The following is a 17,508-nucleotide window of genomic DNA, read 5'->3' as shown; positions in this document are numbered from 1 at the left end:
TTAACTCCTTTCAAAGTCAGTTGTAATGTAGCCGCCCATAGGCGTAAAAATGGGATTGCCAATAGCTTGTATCAAGTTTTGTGTATTGTATCGGGTCGCCACAATGCAGCATGACGGGGCTTCCGTCCCCGTCCTCGCCAACGTAGATACCCACATGAGATACCCCCGGCGTGTCGTATGTACCCGTAAAGAAAACCAAATCCCCCGGCTGCGGGTTGGAAACGCGGGTTGAAATGTTGTAAAGCCCCTGCGCCCCAAGTCTGCCCGTATTGTATAAGCCGCTGTTCGTCAGCACATAGCTAACAAAACCGCTGCAATCAAAAGAGGTTTCCGGGGTGCTGCCGCCCCACACATAGGGAAAGCCGACGTATTTATCCGCTTCCTCAATGAGCCGCGCAAACTTTTCATCGGAATTAAGCAGCGCGGCGGGTACTTCGTAATCGGCGGGCGGGTTTTCATAGTATTTTGACACATAGCCGGACGACGGGAACAAATCGGGGCGGTTCCCCAGCGACGACATATACATAGCGTACATGGATAGCTGTTCCTCGCCCATAATGTAGACGGGGACATGGGAAAGGTTGAAGTTTTCCAAATCCACATGAAGAATGTAATAGTTATATGGGACTTCAACCTCATATTCGTTGCCCTCGCTGTCCGTCCTCGTTTCGGTGCGGTAGCGTACCTCGACTTCCTCCGTAACGGTCAAGATATACTGTTTCTCAAAGAGCATTTCAAGGGTGCTTTGCGCTTCATCAAGGGTAAACACGCCCTCATGCAGCGCGGAAAGGATAGAGATTAGCACATAGGGGTCATGCTCGATCTCGTCTGCGTTCACCCGGTATTCGTCGTAGCCGGGGTATTCGCGCTCGATATTATTCAGCATATCCTGTAACTCTGCTTCCATATCGGTGTAAGCTGCTTCCGCGCCCGTAATATCCGCGTCCTCGGAAAGATAGGACGACGCAATCAAGCCGCTACCGCTGTTGCCGCCAAAGAGGGAGCAAGAGGACAAGCCGCCGAAAAGCAGCAGCACGATAAAGGCAATCCCGCCCACAAGCAAGCAGCCTTTCCAATGCCGGACGACAAAGAACGTCGCCCGTTTGGTTTCCTGCGCGGTTTTCTTCGCTGCCTTTGCGGTGGCTTCGGCGGTCTTTTTCACCTTGCCGCCCGCTTTCAGCGTCTTTGCATACTGCTTTTTAATGCGCTGCTTCTGCCAAAAACGGGAAATGGGGTTAGAGTGCGCAAGGGCGGGGTTATCGTGCAGCGCCTTTTGATAGAGGAAATCGGCGTTTGCCTTTACCGCCTTTCTCTCCGCTGCCGCCGCTGCCCGGTAGGGTTTCAGCTTGTGGCTGCGTATGCCGCGTTTTACCGTCCGCGCCGCCATGCCGCCCGCTTTCTCGCCCGCAAGTTCTACCCGGTGCCCGCTTTCCACACCGACGTTTTCTTTCTCTACCTCGTAGATTTTTCCATGTACGGTGCTGTTTAACTCCTGCGCCGGACGTGATAAGGGGTTATGCCGCAACTTGCCGTTTGGGGGCTTATCCGTCTTTTCAAAGGAAAGGCGCGTTTTTGCCCTGCCTTTCGCTTCGTTAAAAACGCGCTCTTTCTTGATTTTGGTATGCTTGGGGATAGCCGCCCGCGCCGCGTCTAAACGGTCTGCCGCCTTGTCCGACTTCCTAATTGCCTTTTGAAGTTCCGGCGTTGCCCGTTCCTCTGCGGAAAACTGCAAGCGGGAAGTATGGGTTTTAAGCTGCGCTGCGTCAAGGCTCTTTTTCTCCGCGCCCTTTTCTAAATGGCGGCTAACCTCTGTGCTGATACGTTGGGTCGCTTTTTCCGCTGCTCCCGCTGCGGGGGCTGAATAGTTTTCCTCCGGCGGTCTTTCGCTGATACTCGTCGTTTCGCCCGTCGTAAGGTTTTCCGCAATCGCCCCGTCGCGGGTCATTTTCTGCGTTACCTTGTCGGGGGCTTTTAATTCCTTGCTCAATGTTCATCACCTCCAATACGCTGTTTTGCAAGGGTGCAGTATTCGGGGTTGATCTCTATACCGATATAGCGGCGGGAAAGGCTTTTTGCCGCCGCTGCGGTCGTGCCGCTGCCTAAAAACGGGTCAAGCACAATCCCGCCGACAGGACAGCCCGCCAAAATGCACGTTTCCGCAAGTTTGGGCGGGAACGCTGCAAAATGCCCGCCGCGATAGGAAGTTGTGTTGATCTGCCAAACGTTGCGGCGGCTGCGGACGGGGGAAATCATTTCGTCGGTGTATGCGCCTTTCCTGCGGGGGCGGTTGATTTTCTGCGGCTGGTTTTGCCCCGGAACGGTAGCGGCATATTTGTTGCCTTTCCCAACTCCGCTTTTCAGCCGTACCGCCGTTGTGGGGGCTATCGGCTCGGCTACTGCCTGCCAATCGTAGTAATATTTCTTTGACTTGGTAAGCAGAAACACATATTCATAGCAGCGGGTCGGTCTGTCCCGCGTGCTTTCCGGCATGGCGTTTCCCTTGTGCCAAATGATAGAACTTCGCAAATACCAACCGTCGCCCCGCAAGGCAAGGGCTACAAGCCACGGAATACCGATTAGGTCTTTCGGCTTGCAGCCGGGGGCGCGGTGGTTTACCGCCACTTGCTGCCCGTTCCTGCCTTTGGGGTATTTCGGGTCTTGGTGGTCGGCTTTGCTGCCTGTGCCGCAATAAGTGTCCGCGATATTCAGCCAACAAGTACCCTCCGGCGTAAGCACCCGCTTTACCTCATGGAAAACCGCCGTAATGCGGGAAACATATTCCTCCGGCGTTGCTTCACGCCCGATCTGCCCGTCTGTGCCGTAATCGCGCAAAGCATAGTAGGGCGGGGACGTTACGCAACAATCCAAACAGTTATCCGGCAAGGTTTGAAGCACCTGCAAGCTGTCGCCGCAATAGATTTTATCCGTTTCTATCCTCATGCCGACACCTCGCCGGGCTTGGTCGTCATTACGCGGTAGAGCTCCGTATCTTTCGGAAAACGGTCAATAAAGGGCAAAATCACGTTGCCATAGAAGATAAGTCCCTCGCCCGCTTCGGAATGGGTTACATAGGTCATTTGCTGTTGTGAAATGTTAAGCTGCTTGGCAAGGATTTCCCGGTCACCCTGGGCTTGGTTGAGCATATAGACAAAATCGCTGTTTTCAAAAACATTTGAAACTTCTCTGCTCGTCAAAAGGTCTTTGACGTTCTGCGTGATACCTGTCGGAATACCGCCCCACTTCCTAAAACGCTTCCAAATCTCGACGCTGTATGCTGCGGTCTGTTCCTCTTTCAAGAGTAAATGAAATTCGTCGATGTAATACCGCGTCGCCTTGCCCTCGCTGCGGTTTACCGTTACTCTGTTCCATACTTGGTCTTGGACGATAAGCATACCGACTTTTTTAAGCTGCGTACCGAGTTCCTTAATATCAAAGCAGACAAGGCGATTATGAATGTCAACGTTTGTCCTGTGGTTAAAAATGTTCAAGCTGCCGTTTACATAGAGTTCCAATGCCGCCGCGATACGCTGCGCTTCCTTTTCCGGCTGCTTCTTGATCTCGTCGTAGAGGTCGCCCAAAATCGGCATATTCTCCGGCTTCGGGTCGGCAAGGTAGTTGCGGTACACGCTGATAACAGCGCGGTCAATCAAGGTCTTTTCGACAGCTTCCAGCCCGTTTTTACCTCCCATAATCAACTCACAAAAGGAAAGGATAAAATCGCTCTTTAAGGCTATGGGCGTGTCGCCCTCGCTGTAATTGAGGTTAATATCCATAGGGTTAATGTACTGCGTGCTGTTCTGCGAAACCTTGATAACCTGTCCTTTCAAACGTCCGACAAGGGGGTAATATTCGGCTTCGGGGTCGCAAATGATAATGTCGTCGGACGTGATAAGAAAAGCGTTTGTGATTTCGCGTTTTGCAGAAAAACTTTTGCCGCTGCCCGGTGTGCCGAGTATCAAGCCGTTGGGATTTTTCAGCTTCTTTCGGTCGCACAAAATCATGTTGTTGGAAAGGGCGTTTAAGCCGTAATACAATGCTTCGCCGCTTTGGAACAGCTCTTGCACCGTAAAGGGAACGAAAACGGCGGTGCTGCTGGTCGTCAAGCCGCGCTGGATATGGATAAGGTTTTCCCCCAACGGGATAGAGGACATAAGCCCCTGTTCCTGCCGGTAGTCAAGGCGGGTCAAAATGCAGTTGTATTTCTGCGCGATTGCCGCCGCTCCAAATACTTCGTTATCCAATTTCTGCTTGGTATCTGCAAGGTTTAAGACAAGCAGCGTAAGCAGAAACATTCTTTCGTTGCGGCTCTGCAAATCGCGGAGTAGGTTTTTTGCTTCCCCGCCGTAGGTGGCAAGGTCGGACGGAATAATATCCATGTCGTAGCCGCTGCGGATTGCTTTTTTCTGTTCCTCGATTTTCATACGGTCAAGGTCGGTAATCTTGCGCTTAATCGTCTTGATTGCTTCGTTGTGGTCGATACTCTGAATGTGCAGATTGACGATAATCCCGTTTTCCGCGTCCATGAAGTCGGCAAGCATACGGTCGGAGAGTTCCGGCGCGACGATCTGCAAAAAGGAAACTGCGCCAAACTTGCCGCCCATTTGAAACATTCGCCCGTCGCCAAATCGGAAAGAGGACGGCGCGATAAAGTCTTTGACAGAAAGACCGCTTGCGGGTAGCCATTCCCACGCAAAGTTAAAGCGTTCCCCGTCCGGGTGGAAAATCCCATGCAGCACTTCAAGACGCTGTTTCCCGTCCAATACCCGCGCCGCCGCGCCGATCACCTTAAAATGGTTGAGGGTGTCCGTTTCAATGCGGGCAAGACGCGCCCGCGCCGATCTAATGTCCTTTGCTTCAACGGTAAAGGTGAGAAACTTGGTCTTGATAAGCCCGTTGTTTCCGCGTTCAAGCTGCGTCCTAAGCATTTCGGTGTATTCTGCTCTGATACTGTCGAAGTCATCATTCTGCGGCGCAATCGTGATACTGTTCTTGAAATCGTCCTTGTTCGCATGGCGGCTGATTAGGGAAAGCTGCACGCTGATAGAAGCGTCGAACGAGTTATACATATCGCAAAGGGCTTCAAAAATGGCGGTTTTGTCGTCCGGCTGCGCAAGCTGATAGTTGATGTCCTCAAACTCAATGCACTTGGAATACCGCCCGTTTGCAAGGCGGCAAATCCCGTCCTTATACATTCGCTCAAACGGTATGCTGTCCTGCGCCGTATGGGGCTTCCCGTCGCCCTTTGCCTGTCGGATAAGGGTATCTATCTGTTTTCTTTCCTGTCGGGAAAGTTTACGCTTTTCGTTTTGGGTGTTTTTCTTTTCCTTTGACAATCGCCCGTACCTCCTTATCTAATTGCTCTTGCCGCGCAAGGGCGGCATAAAAATTGTTGGTCTGATAAGGTCGCTCTTTGGGGCGAAGAAACTTCACTTCCACAAATTGCCGAATAATCACTTCCAGCGGTTGCCCGTTTTTCTCGTACATGGCAAGCAAAAACATAGGCAGCATGGCAAGCACCATGCACAATGCCGCTGTGGTTGTTCCAACGCTGTCTTTTACCAAAAAGAACAGCGGCAGTCCGATTGCTACCGCCGCGCTGAAACAAATTAGCTGTCGTTTCGTAAGGTTGAACATTACCTTGCTTTTGATTTTTGTTAAGTCCTTTGGGACGGTTACATACGCCATTTCAAACCTCCTTTCTGCCCGGAATGTAATCTTCAAAACGGGGGACAGCATAGAAAAGCCGTTTGTTATTTACCCACCGTTGCAAATGGCGGGTAACAGGCGGGGCGGTTGGACGCTCGTAAATCATCACATACGGGTCAAAGCCCATAGCCCGCAAGGTGTTCACGCGGTATAAATCCTGTTCGTGAGTGCTGCCGTAGTTGGTAAGAACATACACGCGCCGCTGGCGGCTGCTCTTAATGGCGGTCAAATCCAAAAAACGTTGGAAATACCCGGTTAAGTCCTCGTCGGGATTATCCCATGCAAAATGTACCGCTTTTATCCGTACCCGATTTAACAGGCTGACATTATCCCTGTTCACAAGGCGAATATCCAGCCCTTGCGAAAAATCCACCCATGCGCGGCTTCGTATAAGCTGCTCAATGAGATTTTCATGGTCGGGACAGGCAAGCAGATTAGCGTCCATGATTTTTATTTCCGGCTGCCATTTCCAAAACTCGGACAAATCCGCAACCTTAACACTTTCGCGTCCCTCTTTACTGCTGACAATGCAAAACCCGCAATTTCTCGGACAACCCCGGCTTAAAAAGCCGTAGGCAATCCCGAAAAACTGCGGGTAGATAGAATAATCCGGGTAACTGTGTTCCACTTCCGGCAGCAAGCGGTTTTTCGTGTCGTAGCCCGTACCGCCGAAAATAACTTGTTCCGCGTTGGTAACGGTTATCGTGTCTTTGGAATAGGTGTCCGTAAAGACGCGGCTTTTATATACAAGGTCGTACCGCCCCTTTGCGTTCCACCATTCCACCGTATGCCCCTTTGCTTTATGATACGCGGATAGCTTCATCAAGCAGAGGTTGGGGAAATTATGGCTGTCAACGTCGATTAAACCGATTTTCAAATCATAACTCACCCCCTTAATGTGCCGAAAAGACGCTCTTTGCAAGGCTTCCCGTTTTGAAAAGCGTAAAGCACAAGAGGACGGTATAGCCCATGCAAGCCCAGATCGCGCCGGAAATGTCGTCGGTCGCTGCGATTGTTTGTATCAACACCGCATAAATGCCGACACACACCAAGATCAGAAACGCCTGAAAACCAAGCGCAAGCAAAGATTTTAAGTAATTCTGTCCCATGCTGCCCCATTCGTGATTTACCATTGTTGCCATAGGGATAGGGGCAACGCTCGTTACAAGATATATTTCAATCATGCGCCCATACACCACAAGCATAATGCAGATTGACAGGGCTTTCATGGTAAGCCCTACAAAGAGGGATTGAAACCATAACCCCAAAAGACCGCCCACGCTCATAGCGTCGAGTTTTGCTTCAATGTCGGTAATGACGGTGGTAACGTCTATGCTTGTATCGGATATGATAACCCCCGCGCTCTGATTGACGACGCTCTGCGTAACGTCGAAAACTCCCATGACGATGTTCCAAGTGTTTGTTACCAGCAGCACCGCAACAAAGGTCTTAAAAATCCATTTGAAGAAAATCCAAGTGTCGAGATCGTGCAGATTGTTTTTTTCAATTACAAGCTGGATTAGTTCATAACACATGACAAAGGTAATGATAACGCCCGCAATCGGTACAATGACGTTTTCCGAAAGGCTGCGTATCATGTTGAATATGCCCGCGTTCCACCCGGCGGGGGTCGTGCCGACTTGTGTTGCGATTTCTCCAACCTCTGTATTTACGCTGTCAAACAAGCCGGAAAGGTTCGATAAAATCCCGTCTGTCAAAATGCCGCGAAACCAATCTTCAATCATCTGCCATATCAAAAGTTAATCCCTCCTTTCCCGCGCCCTCCCGTTTCCGAGAGGGCGCGGCGGGTGGTATTTGTTTTAGGCATTATCCAAAAAGTTGAGAAAGCAGGGGAACAAGGGTGCCGCCGATCAAAGCGACGCCGCCGCCCGCCATGAGCTGCTTCATGCCCTGGCTCTTTGCGCCCGGATTGTCGTTGCCGTAACCCTCCATGAGGTTAATGGCACCCCAAATGCCAAGACCTGCGCCAAGCGCGATAACCAAAGTCTGCAATACACCAACTGCGCTGTTGAAAAACTCCATATAAACCTCGCTTTCTGCCGCTGTGCGGCTCAAAAAAAGTTGTTGAAAATGAAAATGCCGCCGTTATTCCTCGGCGGCTGCGTCCTCGTCGGACAAATCTATTTCGTATATGTCAAAGGCTTCATCGGGCTTTACGATTGCCGGACGGGTAGACATATACCGTTCCACGTCAAAAGCGTTTCTTTTGTCGAAGTCGGAAAGGTATTTGTAGTTCGGGTGTTTCGTGATGTCGTATTTGTCGCTTAAAAAGGGACGCACACCGCGTAGCTGCAAAATACATTTCCCACCGTCCATAACTGCTATTTCGTCCTGTGTCATCAGCTCCTTTCCTAATTTTTGATAAGTAAGTCCATGAGAAACCTGCGTGCCGCGATTTTCGGAAGTATTGAAACTGTCGATTGTTTCCCGTCCCAAGTTATCCGAAATATCCTTTGCATTTTTCCCACGTCCTCCCAAAAACAAGGTGCTGTCGGCATTATCAAGTATGATTTCTGCCGCGTCCTTGTAAATGGCTTTTAGTTGGCTCTGCGATTGCAGAATGATAGAAGCGGACATTTCCCTGCTGCGAATGGTCGCAATTAACTTATCAAAGCGGGGTATCTGCCCGATGTTGGCAAATTCATCAAGCAAAAACCGGACATGAATAGGCAATTTGCCGTTGTATTCGTCGTCCGCTTTATCACAAAGCAAATTGAAAAGCTGCGATTGCAGAATAGCGATAACAAAATTAAAGGTGTCGTCGGTATCGCTCATTATGAGGAAAAGCGCGGTTTTCCTGTCGCCCAATGTATCAAGTTCCAATTCATCATAGGACATGAGTTCCCGGAGTTCCTCTATATCAAAAGGGGCAAGACGCGCACCGCAAGAAATAAGGATTGACTTTGCCGTTTTGCCCGCCGCCAATTTGTATTTTTTATATTGCTTCACCGCGAAATGGTCGGGGCTGCGTTCTTCTAAATCGGCAAAGAGCAGATCAACGGGGCTTTGGTATTCCTCGTCGTCCTCGCGTGCTTCGCTTGCATTGATAAGTTCAAGCAGCGTTGTAAAGCTCATTTCCTCGGCGGGGGCTTCATACCAAATGTAGCCGATCAACGCGCAATATAATAATCTCTCGGCTTTCACCCAAAAATCTTCCGCGCTTTTTTCTCCCTCGCCTTTGGTATTGACAATAAGGGTATTGACAACCTTTAACACGTCCTTTTCGCTGCGGATATAGACAAAGGGGTTATAGTGCATACTTTTCCGAAAGTTTATCGTGTTCAGTACCTTAATGCGGTAGCCTGCCCGTTGCAGCAGCTTTCCGCACTCGATTAGGACGGTGCCTTTTGGGTCGGTCAAGACGTAGGAAGAATGAAGCTGCATTAAATTAGGCTTTACGAAAAACCTTGTCTTGCCGCTGCCGCTGCCGCCGATCACCACGACGTTTTTATTTCTCGCATATTTCGGCTGCTTCGGGCGGCTGTTCATGGTAAGGCGTTCGGTCTGCGTCAAAATGATGTTGTTCTGAAAATCCGGGTCGATGTAGGGCTTTATATCTTCGGCGTTGCCCCAACGTGCGCTGCCGTATTCTGCGCCCTTGCGGTATTTCTTTGCGTTTTTCCCTTTGACATAGACAATCAGACGAATAACCACCGCGCCGACAATGCCGATAAGCAAATCCAACGGGTGAACGCTCGGCAAGGCATTTGAAAACGCTTCGGAAAATCCCTGTGTGATATTGAGTATCTTTTCGGAAATATCCGCGCCGGGGGCAAGCCGCGTCGCCTGTCCTACTTTATCAAAGAGATAGACAAAGAACACATAGGGGATATTCGGGATTATCAGCTTTTTGTAGTTTATCTGCTTCATATCTCGCGCCCCCTGTCTATTTTCTTTACCTTGTCGCGGGCGGCGTTAAGCTGCTTCGCCTTGTCCTTTGCTGCGGCAAGGGCTTTGCGGATAGAGGGCTTTTTATCCCTGTTCAGCTTCTTTGCGGAAAACTCTTGAAACGCTGCGATCATAACGTCCGCGTCCCTGCCTTTGAAAAACACAAGGTAACGGGTCTGTTCGCCCTTAACCTTTTTCAGCGAAAAATCTATGTTGTACTTCTTCGCGGTACTCTCAAAGGCTTTGATATTGCTGTCGGTGATCTCGATGTTGGAAACACCCGCATTTTGCTTCATAAGCTGCCGCATGGTCTGTTTCCCATGCGGGGCTTTGCTTTTCTGCTCCAAAAACTTCTTGATTGCTTTTTGCAACGCCTGTTCGGTAAGCCTTGCCGCGCCTTTTCCCACATTGACGGATAGGGCAATCGTTTTTTGGGTTACTTCCTCCTGCAAGGTATCAACTCCTTTCCCGGTAAACTGCGGCTATGCTCATTTGCTGCCGTAAAAGTCGTGATTGACAAGGGCGGTATAATAGCTGTCAATGGTACTCGGCGCGTTGAACAGTACCGCTTTCAAATACTGCTTGATATTGCGCACTTTGGTTGTGTTCTCCCTCATGCAATCCAAAACAAACTCAATATGGCTGCTGTTCAGCTTCAAAAACTTTGATTTCACTAATTCGGCGGGGTAGTCGTCCCCGGCAATACGGATTGTCTTTCGCGCTGTGCAGACGGTTTCCAGCATAAGGTCAACTATCTCATTTAGGCGGTCTGCGTCAATTTTGCAGTTTTGAATGAGATGGTCGTATTCGATATTGTCCTTGATAATCTCCCTGTAAATCTCTACTGCGCTATTGCTTTTCGCTTCCGTTCTTTTCCTTTCCGGCGGCGTAGCCGCTTCGCCCTGCTCAAAGGGCAAGGGGTTTAGGGAATGGAATGGAAAGGAATGGGTACTTGATAAATCCGTAATTGATTGTTCTTTACTTGATATATCTTTATTTAATTGCGTTGGATTTTCCAACGTAGGTTTTTCCTGCGTAGGTTTTTCCAACGTTGGATTATCCAATGTTGGATTTTCCAATGTAGGTAAATCCAATATAGGCGGCTGTCCGCCGCTGGTAGCTGCTTCCGGCTCTCGCGGCTGCGGCTGCTCGTATATGACGTAATCCGCGCCCCGCAAGCGTCCCTTTTCGTCGCGCTCCCGGCTGCGCACGATATATCCGGCTTTTTCGAGTTCCTTTACCGCTTCGCGGATTGCGTCGATCTTCTCCCGGTTGATATGGGATAAGCCCGCAAGGGTATAATCCCAATCCTCCGGCAAAGACAGCATTTGCGACAACAAGCCCTTTGCCTTTAAGGACAATTCTTTGTTGCGCAAGTGGTGGTTGCTCATAACGGTATATCCCGTATTTCGCTCCACTCTGAAAACTGCCATATTTCCTCACTTCCTCTCTTGGTCTGCGTGGACAATTAGAAAGCCGTTTTCGGCGGTTTTGGTATTGCAATATGCCCTTTGCCGTTTTCGCGTCTGCAAAGCCGCATGGCACAAGGGCTTTTGCCCGTCTATTTGTCCATGCTGGCGGGCGTTTTCCGCGTCCTCTTGCCGGGGCAATAGGGACACTCTTTGAAAACGCAAAACTCATATTTCCACCCGGGGCGGTAGAAACGGCAAGTGCCGCAATCTTCATCATCTCCGGCACAACCGGATTGATAGCGGTCAAATCCCGGCTTCTGCTGCATGAGCAGTTCAAACGCCCGCTGCTTGCCCTTTGTGAAATACATTCCGGCTGCGCCTCCTTTCCTGCGGGCATAAAAAAACGCCACAACTTCTTTGAAGCTGCGGCGGCATATCCTACCCACTTAAAAACGCCATATCAAGGCTTGTCCAACCTTGCTACGGCGTTTTAGGTGTAATCATAGGGGCTGTTTAATTGTCTTTAAGATAGTGGAAAGCCGCATGGTTACGGCAATTTCCGTGTTGTGCATATATTGACGGAGCAGTAGGTCCCACAGGGCCTGGGCAGCCTCTTGCTCCACATCTGTCACATCCACAGGAACTATGATTTCCATAACAGGACATACAGGACAAATCCTCATGACTGTCCTGCTGCATTTCCATTTCCTTACGTTTTCGATGCCTGAACAGCATTCTTCGATCACCTCATAGGAAAATAACTTTCCCTACAGTATATGACAACAGCTTTTACCTGTGCATAGGATCCCCGCAAGCCTGTACCCTGCCAGGAAAATATAATAAATATGTCTTTCATTTTATGACAGACCATATTTTTCCCGGAAATATTTCTGGTCATACAATACTCCCGGATCTTCCGGCTTCAGTTCCATCGCTTTCTTATGAAAAAAGAATGCCTGCTCCGGGCATCCCATTTTATCATAACAAACGCAAAGCTGCATATATGGCACAAATCCATGACACTCAGCCATAAAAAATCCACCCTTTTTCTTATCTGAAGGCACAGTGAGCGCCTGCCCGTACCAGTAGGCAGCCTGTCTGGGAAGCTCTCTTTCCAGAAAAATCTTTCCGACCTCACAACAGATTTCCGCCCTCGGCACATCCATAGTCAGGCTGTACAGAAAAGCTTCCAGTGCGTACTTTTTTTCTCCCATTTTCCGGTAACACTGTCCAAGTACAAAACAGGCATCGATCTTATTTTCCAGCCATCCGGGCGGATTTTTCAGGAACTCCACCAACACAGCCTCTGTCTCCGGATAACGCTGATGATAATACAGTTCTCTCCCATAATAAAGCTGATGTCTGGGTTCCAGCGTTTCTCCTCCTGCCAGCATTTTTTCATAAATGCGAAGATTACGGTCCGGATCACCTTTTCCACATTTCCGGTGCCGGATCACCACATCTGAATAAATGATATTTCCCTCCGGAATCACAGTTTCATGAACTGCCCCATTCCATCTGAAATTTCTGGATGTTTTCATTATCCGCTCCCGAAAATAAGAAAATGTTGTTCTCCCGCTCTGGTCAAACCCTGCCGCATATTCCATCATTACAACATCTGTTCCGGGATCCAGAGTTTCTTTAAGACTCTTCAGTTTTTCCAGATTTTCTTCATCCAGGACATCATCCGCATCCAGCCACATCCAGTAATCGGTGCGGACTTTTTCCAGAAGAAAATTACGCGGAGCAGAAAAATCATCACACCAGGGAAAATCAAACACCTGCGACGTATACTGCTCCGCAATCTCTTTTGTTCTGTCTGAAGAACCGGTATCTGCGATCAGGATCGCATCCATCACCTGAGAAACCGGCTTTAAAATTCTCTCAAGAACTGCTTCTTCATTTTTTACGATCATACATAGACTGAGGGAAATCATATTTCAGGATCCTTCGGATTTTTATAATATTTATGCCGTTCCCGTCAGTCCTATGCCTTCTGTCAGTGTACAGCTTCTGCTTTCGGATAAAGCTGAGCTCATCCTCATATCACCAACTGTGGTATATCCTCTATATGTTCTGCAAGACGATCTGCTCCGTTCAGCTCCCCGCTCTCACCATATCCATACAGGCATCCTATAAATGGGCTTTTGCAGGCTCTGGCACATTCCAGATCCTGCCTCCTGTCTCCGACCACCAGATAAGGGCCTGTATATTCCCGGATGATTTCCTGCACAATTTCTGTCTTTGGACGGAATCCATACGATTCGCAGTCATAAAAATGATCGAACCATCGTTCCATCCCAAATTCCTTCCAGTGCGCCTCACGATAGGAAGCTTTACAGTTACTTAAGATCACAAGATGATATCCCCGGTTCTTCAAGGCTGTAAGCATCTCCTCTGCTCCCGGATACCACACTGCCTTATGCTTCCTGATCTGTCTGACCATCAGTTCTCCTACCATCCTGCTCGCCTGCTCTTTATAGCTCTGATCCAGCTCCGGCAAAAATGTATTCCACATCTCCTTACTGTTAAATCCCAGCCAGCCGGCAATTTCCGCCGAGCCTATCTCCCGTTCTTCTGCAGCCTTCTGTTCTGTCAGCCACTGATAGGTTTCACGAAATGCCGGTTCATAGATTCCAATGGTATGATGGATCGTTCCATCATAATCGAATATGATTGTTTTTGTCATCATTTATTTCCCTATCTATTAGAGCTGCTTCATCAGATTGACCATCTCGATCGCAGATAACGCACAATCATAGCCTTTATTACCTGCTTTGCTTCCTGCTCGCGCAATAGCCTGCTCGATATTCTCAGTCGTGATCACTCCGAATAAGACCGGGATCCCTGTTGCAAGTTCAACCTGTGCGATCCCCTTGGCAGATTCATTGCACACCAGATCATAATGTGAAGTATCTCCACGAATGACAGCTCCCACGCAGATAACTGCATCATATTTTCCTGACTGTGCCATTTTCTGTGCTGTAAGCGGGATCTCAAATGCTCCCGGCACCCATGCTGCAGTAATATTCTCTTCTTCTACTCCATGTCTTACCAGTCCGTCGACTGCCCCTCCCAATAATTTATTCACAATGATCTCATTGAATCTCGCTGCCACGATACCAACCTTCATTCCCTCCGGTGCTACTACTTTTCCTTCTACTAAATTGATCTGTCTCATTTTTTCTTCCTCCTGCTATTTGCTGTTTTTTATAAATTTATTTCCTTAAAAATATGACCCATCTTTTCCTGCTTCGTTTTCATATACTTCCGGTCATATTTTTGTACCGGAATCTCCAATGGTACTCTCTCATTGATCTTCAGCCCGAATTCGCCAAGCCCATAGACTTTATCCGGGTTATTGGTCAGTAATCTTAATGATTTCACACCAAGGTCTGACAGTATCTGTGCCCCAACCCAGTACTCTCTGAGATCCGGTGCAAACCCTAACTTCACATTAGCCTCCACGGTATCATATCCCTGTTCCTGAAGCGCATAGGCTTTGATCTTATTGATCAGTCCGATTCCTCTGCCTTCCTGTCTCATATACAGAATGATCCCTCTGCCTTCCGCCTCTACCTGGCGCATCGCTGTCTGCAGCTGCAGGCCGCAGTCACATCTGAGCGATCCGAATGCATCTCCTGTCAGGCACTCCGAATGTACACGGCAAAGCACATCCTCACCATCTCCTAGATCACCTTTTACCAGTGCCAGATGATGCTCTCCTGTAATGTCATTGATATAGCCATACATTTTAAAATCACCGTACTGCGTTGGGAGGTTTGCAGCTGCTTCCTCCTTTACATGCTTTTCATGTATTCTTATATAATCCTGCAGATCACGAATCGTAATAAATGTAAGGTTATGCTCTTTTGCCATTTCCCATAGCTGTGATGTACGCATCATAGTGCCATCTTCTTTCATAACTTCACAGCACACGCCGCATTCTTTCAGTCCGGCAAGTCTCATAAGATCTGTTGTTGCCTCCGTATGGCCATTTCGTACCAGAACCCCGCCTTTTCTGGAAATAAGCGGAAATACATGTCCCGGTCTTCTGAAATCCTCCGGTTTTGACTGATCATCCACACACTTCATAATGGTATAGGAGCGTTCTGCCGCAGAGATACCGGTGGTTGTATCTGCGTGATCCACTGCCACGGTAAATGCTGTGCTGTGATTGTCCGTGTTCTCAGCAACCATCGGCGGAAAATTCAATCTCGCCGCAATTTCTGCACTCATCGGTGTACAGATAAGACCCTTTGCATAAGTCGCCATGAAATTAATATTTTCCCGGGTCGCAAACTCTGCCGCACATATCAGATCTCCCTCATTTTCTCTGTCCGGATCATCTGTGACCAGAATTATTTTTCCTTCCTTAAGATCCCTAAGTGCCTCTTCAATTGTGTTGTACTGATAATTTTGTGACATACTGTATATCCTCCTGTTCTAAAACCCGAATTCTTCAAGAAACTCCATCGTAATTCCGGATTCTTTTTTCTCTTCTTCGTTTTTTCTGATGCCAAGCAATTTTTCTACATATTTTCCGATCACATCATTTTCCAGATTAACCAGATCCCCCGGCACCTTTTCCAAAAGGGTGGTTTCTTCTCCTGTATGTGGAATGACCGACACCTGAAAACCAGTTTCATCAACCCTTGCAACTGTCAGGCTGATCCCATCAATACAAACGGATCCTTTTTCCACGATCAGATGCAAGATCTGTGGCGATGTCTCAATTGATACCCAGATGGCATTTTCTTCCCGGAGCATGGAACGTATCACTCCAGTCCCATCAATATGACCGCTTACTATGTGTCCCCCGAACCTGCCATCTGCAGCCATTGCACGTTCCAGGTTTACCTGGCTTCCAGCTTTACAACTGCCAAGACTGCTTCTTCTGATCGTCTCTGCCATCACATCGGCAGTAAATCCGTCCGGCTGGATCGACGTAACTGTCAGACACACACCATTCACAGCAATACTGTCACCGATCCTTGTCCCTTCCAGGACTTTCCGGGCTTTCACTGCCAGGATCCCTGATTCTCCTGTCAGCTGTATATAACGGACTTTTCCTTTCTCTTCTACGATTCCTGTAAACATGATTCCTCCTGTTTTTTCTCACACACCTGACATCTTATCCGGATGTCCTCACCGATCTGGCAGATATCTGTATATTTCAGTTCTACTGCTTCAGACGGGAATTCAACTCCGATACCTTCTACCGGTGTCTTCCCGGCCACACCACCAAACAGCTTTGGTGCCACAAAAGCCTGTACTTCCTTTACAATTCCGGCTCGCAGGGCACTGTCATTTAACGTACCGCCTCCCTCCAGGAGGATGCTGTCAATACCCCTGTTTCCAAGATCTGTCATCAACTTTTTAAGGTCTATCTGATCCTTTTCATCCGGACAGTAAATGGTCTCAACTCCCATGGTATGTAATATTTTTATTTTTTCTTCTGTATTTTTCTGATCTGCATAAGCCACGATCGTCCGGTACTTTTCCGCACTTTTTACGATCTGACTGTCCGGCGGGATCCTGAGCTTACTGTCGCACACAATCCTGACAGGACTTTTCCAGCCTTCTACCCGGACGTTCAACATCGGATCATCTGCAAGCACAGTTCCAATACCTGCCATGATCCCCATGTACTGATGCCGCATATGCTGTACTTCTTTTCTTGCCGCTTCTCCGGTGATCCATTTTGATGCTCCTGTCTTCGTTGCGATCTTCCCATCCAGTGTCATGGCATACTTCATCACCACGTATGGGGTTTTCGTAGTAATATAATGGAAAAAAACCGGATTCAGCTGATCACATTCTTCTCTCATAAAATCTTCAACTACTGTTACACCGGCTTCCCTTAACATCTGTACACCTTTTCCTGCCACTTTCGGATTCGGATCTCGGGAACCGATCACCACTTTTCTGATCTTCTGTTCAATGATCGCTTCCGTACATGGAGGTGTTTTTCCATGATGACAGCAAGGCTCCAGCGTAACATAAATCACCGCACCTTCTGCTGATTCTGTGAGGGAAGCAATTGCATTACGTTCCGCATGAAGTTCTCCATACTTTTTATGATAGCCTTCCCCGATGATCCTTCCGTCTTTTACGATCACTGCCCCTACCATCGGATTGGGATTCGTCCAGCCTTCTCCTTTTTTGGCCAGCTGAATCGCCCGAAGCATATATTCCTGATCCGTCATTTTTATTCCTTCTTTCTTATTCCTGTTCTTTGCCTGGTGCGCCGAGGCTTTTAGACCTGTGCAATCGGATTCACAGGCAAGTGAGTGGTATATTTATTTCGAAAACGATGTGCCAAATACAAAAAAAGCCTGCAGAAATATCTGCAGGGTGGAATTGATCTGTTACATATGATCAATAAATGAATGTCTGATTATTTCCTACATAAAAAGCTCTGAAATGGATCACCATCTCAGAGCTCTGATACTACATTCATTCATACAAAAATCAACTG

17 protein-coding genes are annotated in these 17,508 nt (G+C 48.4%); all 17 read right to left on the bottom strand.

What is annotated here, in order from left to right; genetic code table 11:
• Positions 1–16 precede the first annotated feature (16 nt).
• Positions 17–1,987 carry a C40 family peptidase gene (locus DMI82_RS03120; RefSeq protein WP_008979752.1) on the bottom strand — a complete coding sequence of 657 codons (1,971 nt, stop codon included), beginning with the start codon at positions 1,985–1,987 and terminating at the stop codon, positions 17–19.
• Entirely contained in the window at positions 1,984–2,940 is a 957-nt protein-coding gene (locus DMI82_RS03115; protein WP_044491998.1) for a DNA-methyltransferase, read from the bottom strand. Before DMI82_RS03115 ends, DMI82_RS03120 begins: the two co-directional genes overlap by 4 nt.
• Entirely contained in the window at positions 2,937–5,333 is a 2,397-nt protein-coding gene (locus tag DMI82_RS03110; RefSeq protein WP_003431228.1) for a VirB4-like conjugal transfer ATPase, CD1110 family, read from the bottom strand. Before DMI82_RS03110 ends, DMI82_RS03115 begins: the two co-directional genes overlap by 4 nt.
• Positions 5,293–5,685 carry a PrgI family protein gene (locus DMI82_RS03105; RefSeq protein ID WP_007860207.1) on the bottom strand — a complete coding sequence of 131 codons (393 nt, stop codon included), beginning with the start codon at positions 5,683–5,685 and terminating at the stop codon, positions 5,293–5,295. Before DMI82_RS03105 ends, DMI82_RS03110 begins: the two co-directional genes overlap by 41 nt.
• A gap of 1 nt (position 5,686) precedes the next feature.
• On the bottom strand, positions 5,687–6,583 hold the full coding sequence (locus tag DMI82_RS03100) for a radical SAM protein (protein ID WP_171902963.1): 897 nt from the start codon (positions 6,581–6,583) through the stop codon (positions 5,687–5,689).
• A 16-nt stretch (positions 6,584–6,599) separates the two neighbouring features.
• Complete coding sequence (locus tag DMI82_RS03095) at positions 6,600–7,451, bottom strand: VirB6/TrbL-like conjugal transfer protein, CD1112 family (protein WP_003431220.1); 852 nt, start codon at positions 7,449–7,451, stop codon at positions 6,600–6,602.
• Between the two features lie 82 nt (positions 7,452–7,533).
• Entirely contained in the window at positions 7,534–7,749 is a 216-nt protein-coding gene (locus DMI82_RS03090; RefSeq protein ID WP_003431213.1) for a Maff2 family mobile element protein, read from the bottom strand.
• Positions 7,750–7,812: 63 nt separating this feature from the next.
• On the bottom strand, positions 7,813–9,597 hold the full coding sequence (locus DMI82_RS03085) for a VirD4-like conjugal transfer protein, CD1115 family (RefSeq protein ID WP_008979749.1): 1,785 nt from the start codon (positions 9,595–9,597) through the stop codon (positions 7,813–7,815).
• The gene (locus DMI82_RS03080) at positions 9,594–10,067 is read right to left on the bottom strand and encodes a PcfB family protein (protein ID WP_008979748.1); all 474 of its coding nucleotides are present in this window, start codon (positions 10,065–10,067) and stop codon (positions 9,594–9,596) included. The genes DMI82_RS03085 and DMI82_RS03080 overlap by 4 nt, the downstream gene beginning before the upstream one ends.
• A 36-nt stretch (positions 10,068–10,103) precedes the next feature.
• Entirely contained in the window at positions 10,104–11,048 is a 945-nt protein-coding gene (locus DMI82_RS03075; protein ID WP_008979747.1) for a DUF6017 domain-containing protein, read from the bottom strand.
• A gap of 128 nt (positions 11,049–11,176) precedes the next feature.
• On the bottom strand, positions 11,177–11,395 hold the full coding sequence (locus DMI82_RS03070) for a hypothetical protein (protein ID WP_008979746.1): 219 nt from the start codon (positions 11,393–11,395) through the stop codon (positions 11,177–11,179).
• Positions 11,396–11,884: 489 nt separating this feature from the next.
• Entirely contained in the window at positions 11,885–12,964 is a 1,080-nt protein-coding gene (locus DMI82_RS03060) for a tetratricopeptide repeat-containing glycosyltransferase family 2 protein (RefSeq protein WP_044960686.1), read from the bottom strand.
• A gap of 104 nt (positions 12,965–13,068) precedes the next feature.
• Positions 13,069–13,719 (bottom strand): HAD family hydrolase, encoded by a 651-nt coding sequence (locus DMI82_RS03055; RefSeq protein WP_021650403.1) that lies wholly within the window; start codon positions 13,717–13,719, stop codon positions 13,069–13,071.
• Positions 13,720–13,734: 15 nt separating this feature from the next.
• Entirely contained in the window at positions 13,735–14,208 is a 474-nt protein-coding gene (gene ribH / locus DMI82_RS03050; RefSeq protein ID WP_006427673.1) for a 6,7-dimethyl-8-ribityllumazine synthase, read from the bottom strand.
• A 29-nt stretch (positions 14,209–14,237) separates the two neighbouring features.
• On the bottom strand, positions 14,238–15,455 hold the full coding sequence (locus DMI82_RS03045; protein WP_015524672.1) for a bifunctional 3,4-dihydroxy-2-butanone-4-phosphate synthase/GTP cyclohydrolase II: 1,218 nt from the start codon (positions 15,453–15,455) through the stop codon (positions 14,238–14,240).
• Positions 15,456–15,473: 18 nt separating this feature from the next.
• A complete protein-coding gene (gene ribE / locus DMI82_RS03040; protein WP_021650402.1) occupies positions 15,474–16,127 on the bottom strand; it encodes a riboflavin synthase in 654 nt (217 codons plus the stop codon).
• Positions 16,109–17,236 carry a bifunctional diaminohydroxyphosphoribosylaminopyrimidine deaminase/5-amino-6-(5-phosphoribosylamino)uracil reductase RibD gene (gene ribD, locus DMI82_RS03035; RefSeq protein WP_110102469.1) on the bottom strand — a complete coding sequence of 376 codons (1,128 nt, stop codon included), beginning with the start codon at positions 17,234–17,236 and terminating at the stop codon, positions 16,109–16,111. Before ribD ends, ribE begins: the two co-directional genes overlap by 19 nt.
• Positions 17,237–17,508: the final 272 nt, after the last annotated feature.

It is taken from the genome of Blautia sp. BCRC 81119 (assembly GCF_003184505.1).
Classification (GTDB): Bacteria; Bacillota; Clostridia; order Lachnospirales; family Lachnospiraceae; genus Blautia_A; species Blautia_A fusiformis.
Note: the sequence above shows the minus strand (reverse complement) of the source record. Positions and strands in the feature narration are given on the sequence as shown.

Coding starts and splice junctions, on each gene's coding strand:
- DMI82_RS03115 (WP_044491998.1), bottom strand. CDS start 2,940: ATGAGGATAGAAACGGATAAAATCTATTGCGGCGACAGCTTGCAGGTG.
- DMI82_RS03105 (WP_007860207.1), bottom strand. CDS start 5,685: ATGGCGTATGTAACCGTCCCAAAGGACTTAACAAAAATCAAAAGCAAG.
- DMI82_RS03095 (WP_003431220.1), bottom strand. CDS start 7,451: ATGATTGAAGATTGGTTTCGCGGCATTTTGACAGACGGGATTTTATCG.
- DMI82_RS03090 (WP_003431213.1), bottom strand. CDS start 7,749: ATGGAGTTTTTCAACAGCGCAGTTGGTGTATTGCAGACTTTGGTTATC.
- DMI82_RS03085 (WP_008979749.1), bottom strand. CDS start 9,597: ATGAAGCAGATAAACTACAAAAAGCTGATAATCCCGAATATCCCCTAT.
- DMI82_RS03075 (WP_008979747.1), bottom strand. CDS start 11,048: ATGGCAGTTTTCAGAGTGGAGCGAAATACGGGATATACCGTTATGAGC.
- DMI82_RS03070 (WP_008979746.1), bottom strand. CDS start 11,395: ATGTATTTCACAAAGGGCAAGCAGCGGGCGTTTGAACTGCTCATGCAG.
- DMI82_RS03060 (WP_044960686.1), bottom strand. CDS start 12,964: ATGATTTCCCTCAGTCTATGTATGATCGTAAAAAATGAAGAAGCAGTT.
- DMI82_RS03055 (WP_021650403.1), bottom strand. CDS start 13,719: ATGATGACAAAAACAATCATATTCGATTATGATGGAACGATCCATCAT.
- ribH (WP_006427673.1), bottom strand. CDS start 14,208: ATGAGACAGATCAATTTAGTAGAAGGAAAAGTAGTAGCACCGGAGGGA.
- DMI82_RS03045 (WP_015524672.1), bottom strand. CDS start 15,455: ATGTCACAAAATTATCAGTACAACACAATTGAAGAGGCACTTAGGGAT.
- ribE (WP_021650402.1), bottom strand. CDS start 16,127: ATGTTTACAGGAATCGTAGAAGAGAAAGGAAAAGTCCGTTATATACAG.
- ribD (WP_110102469.1), bottom strand. CDS start 17,236: ATGACGGATCAGGAATATATGCTTCGGGCGATTCAGCTGGCCAAAAAA.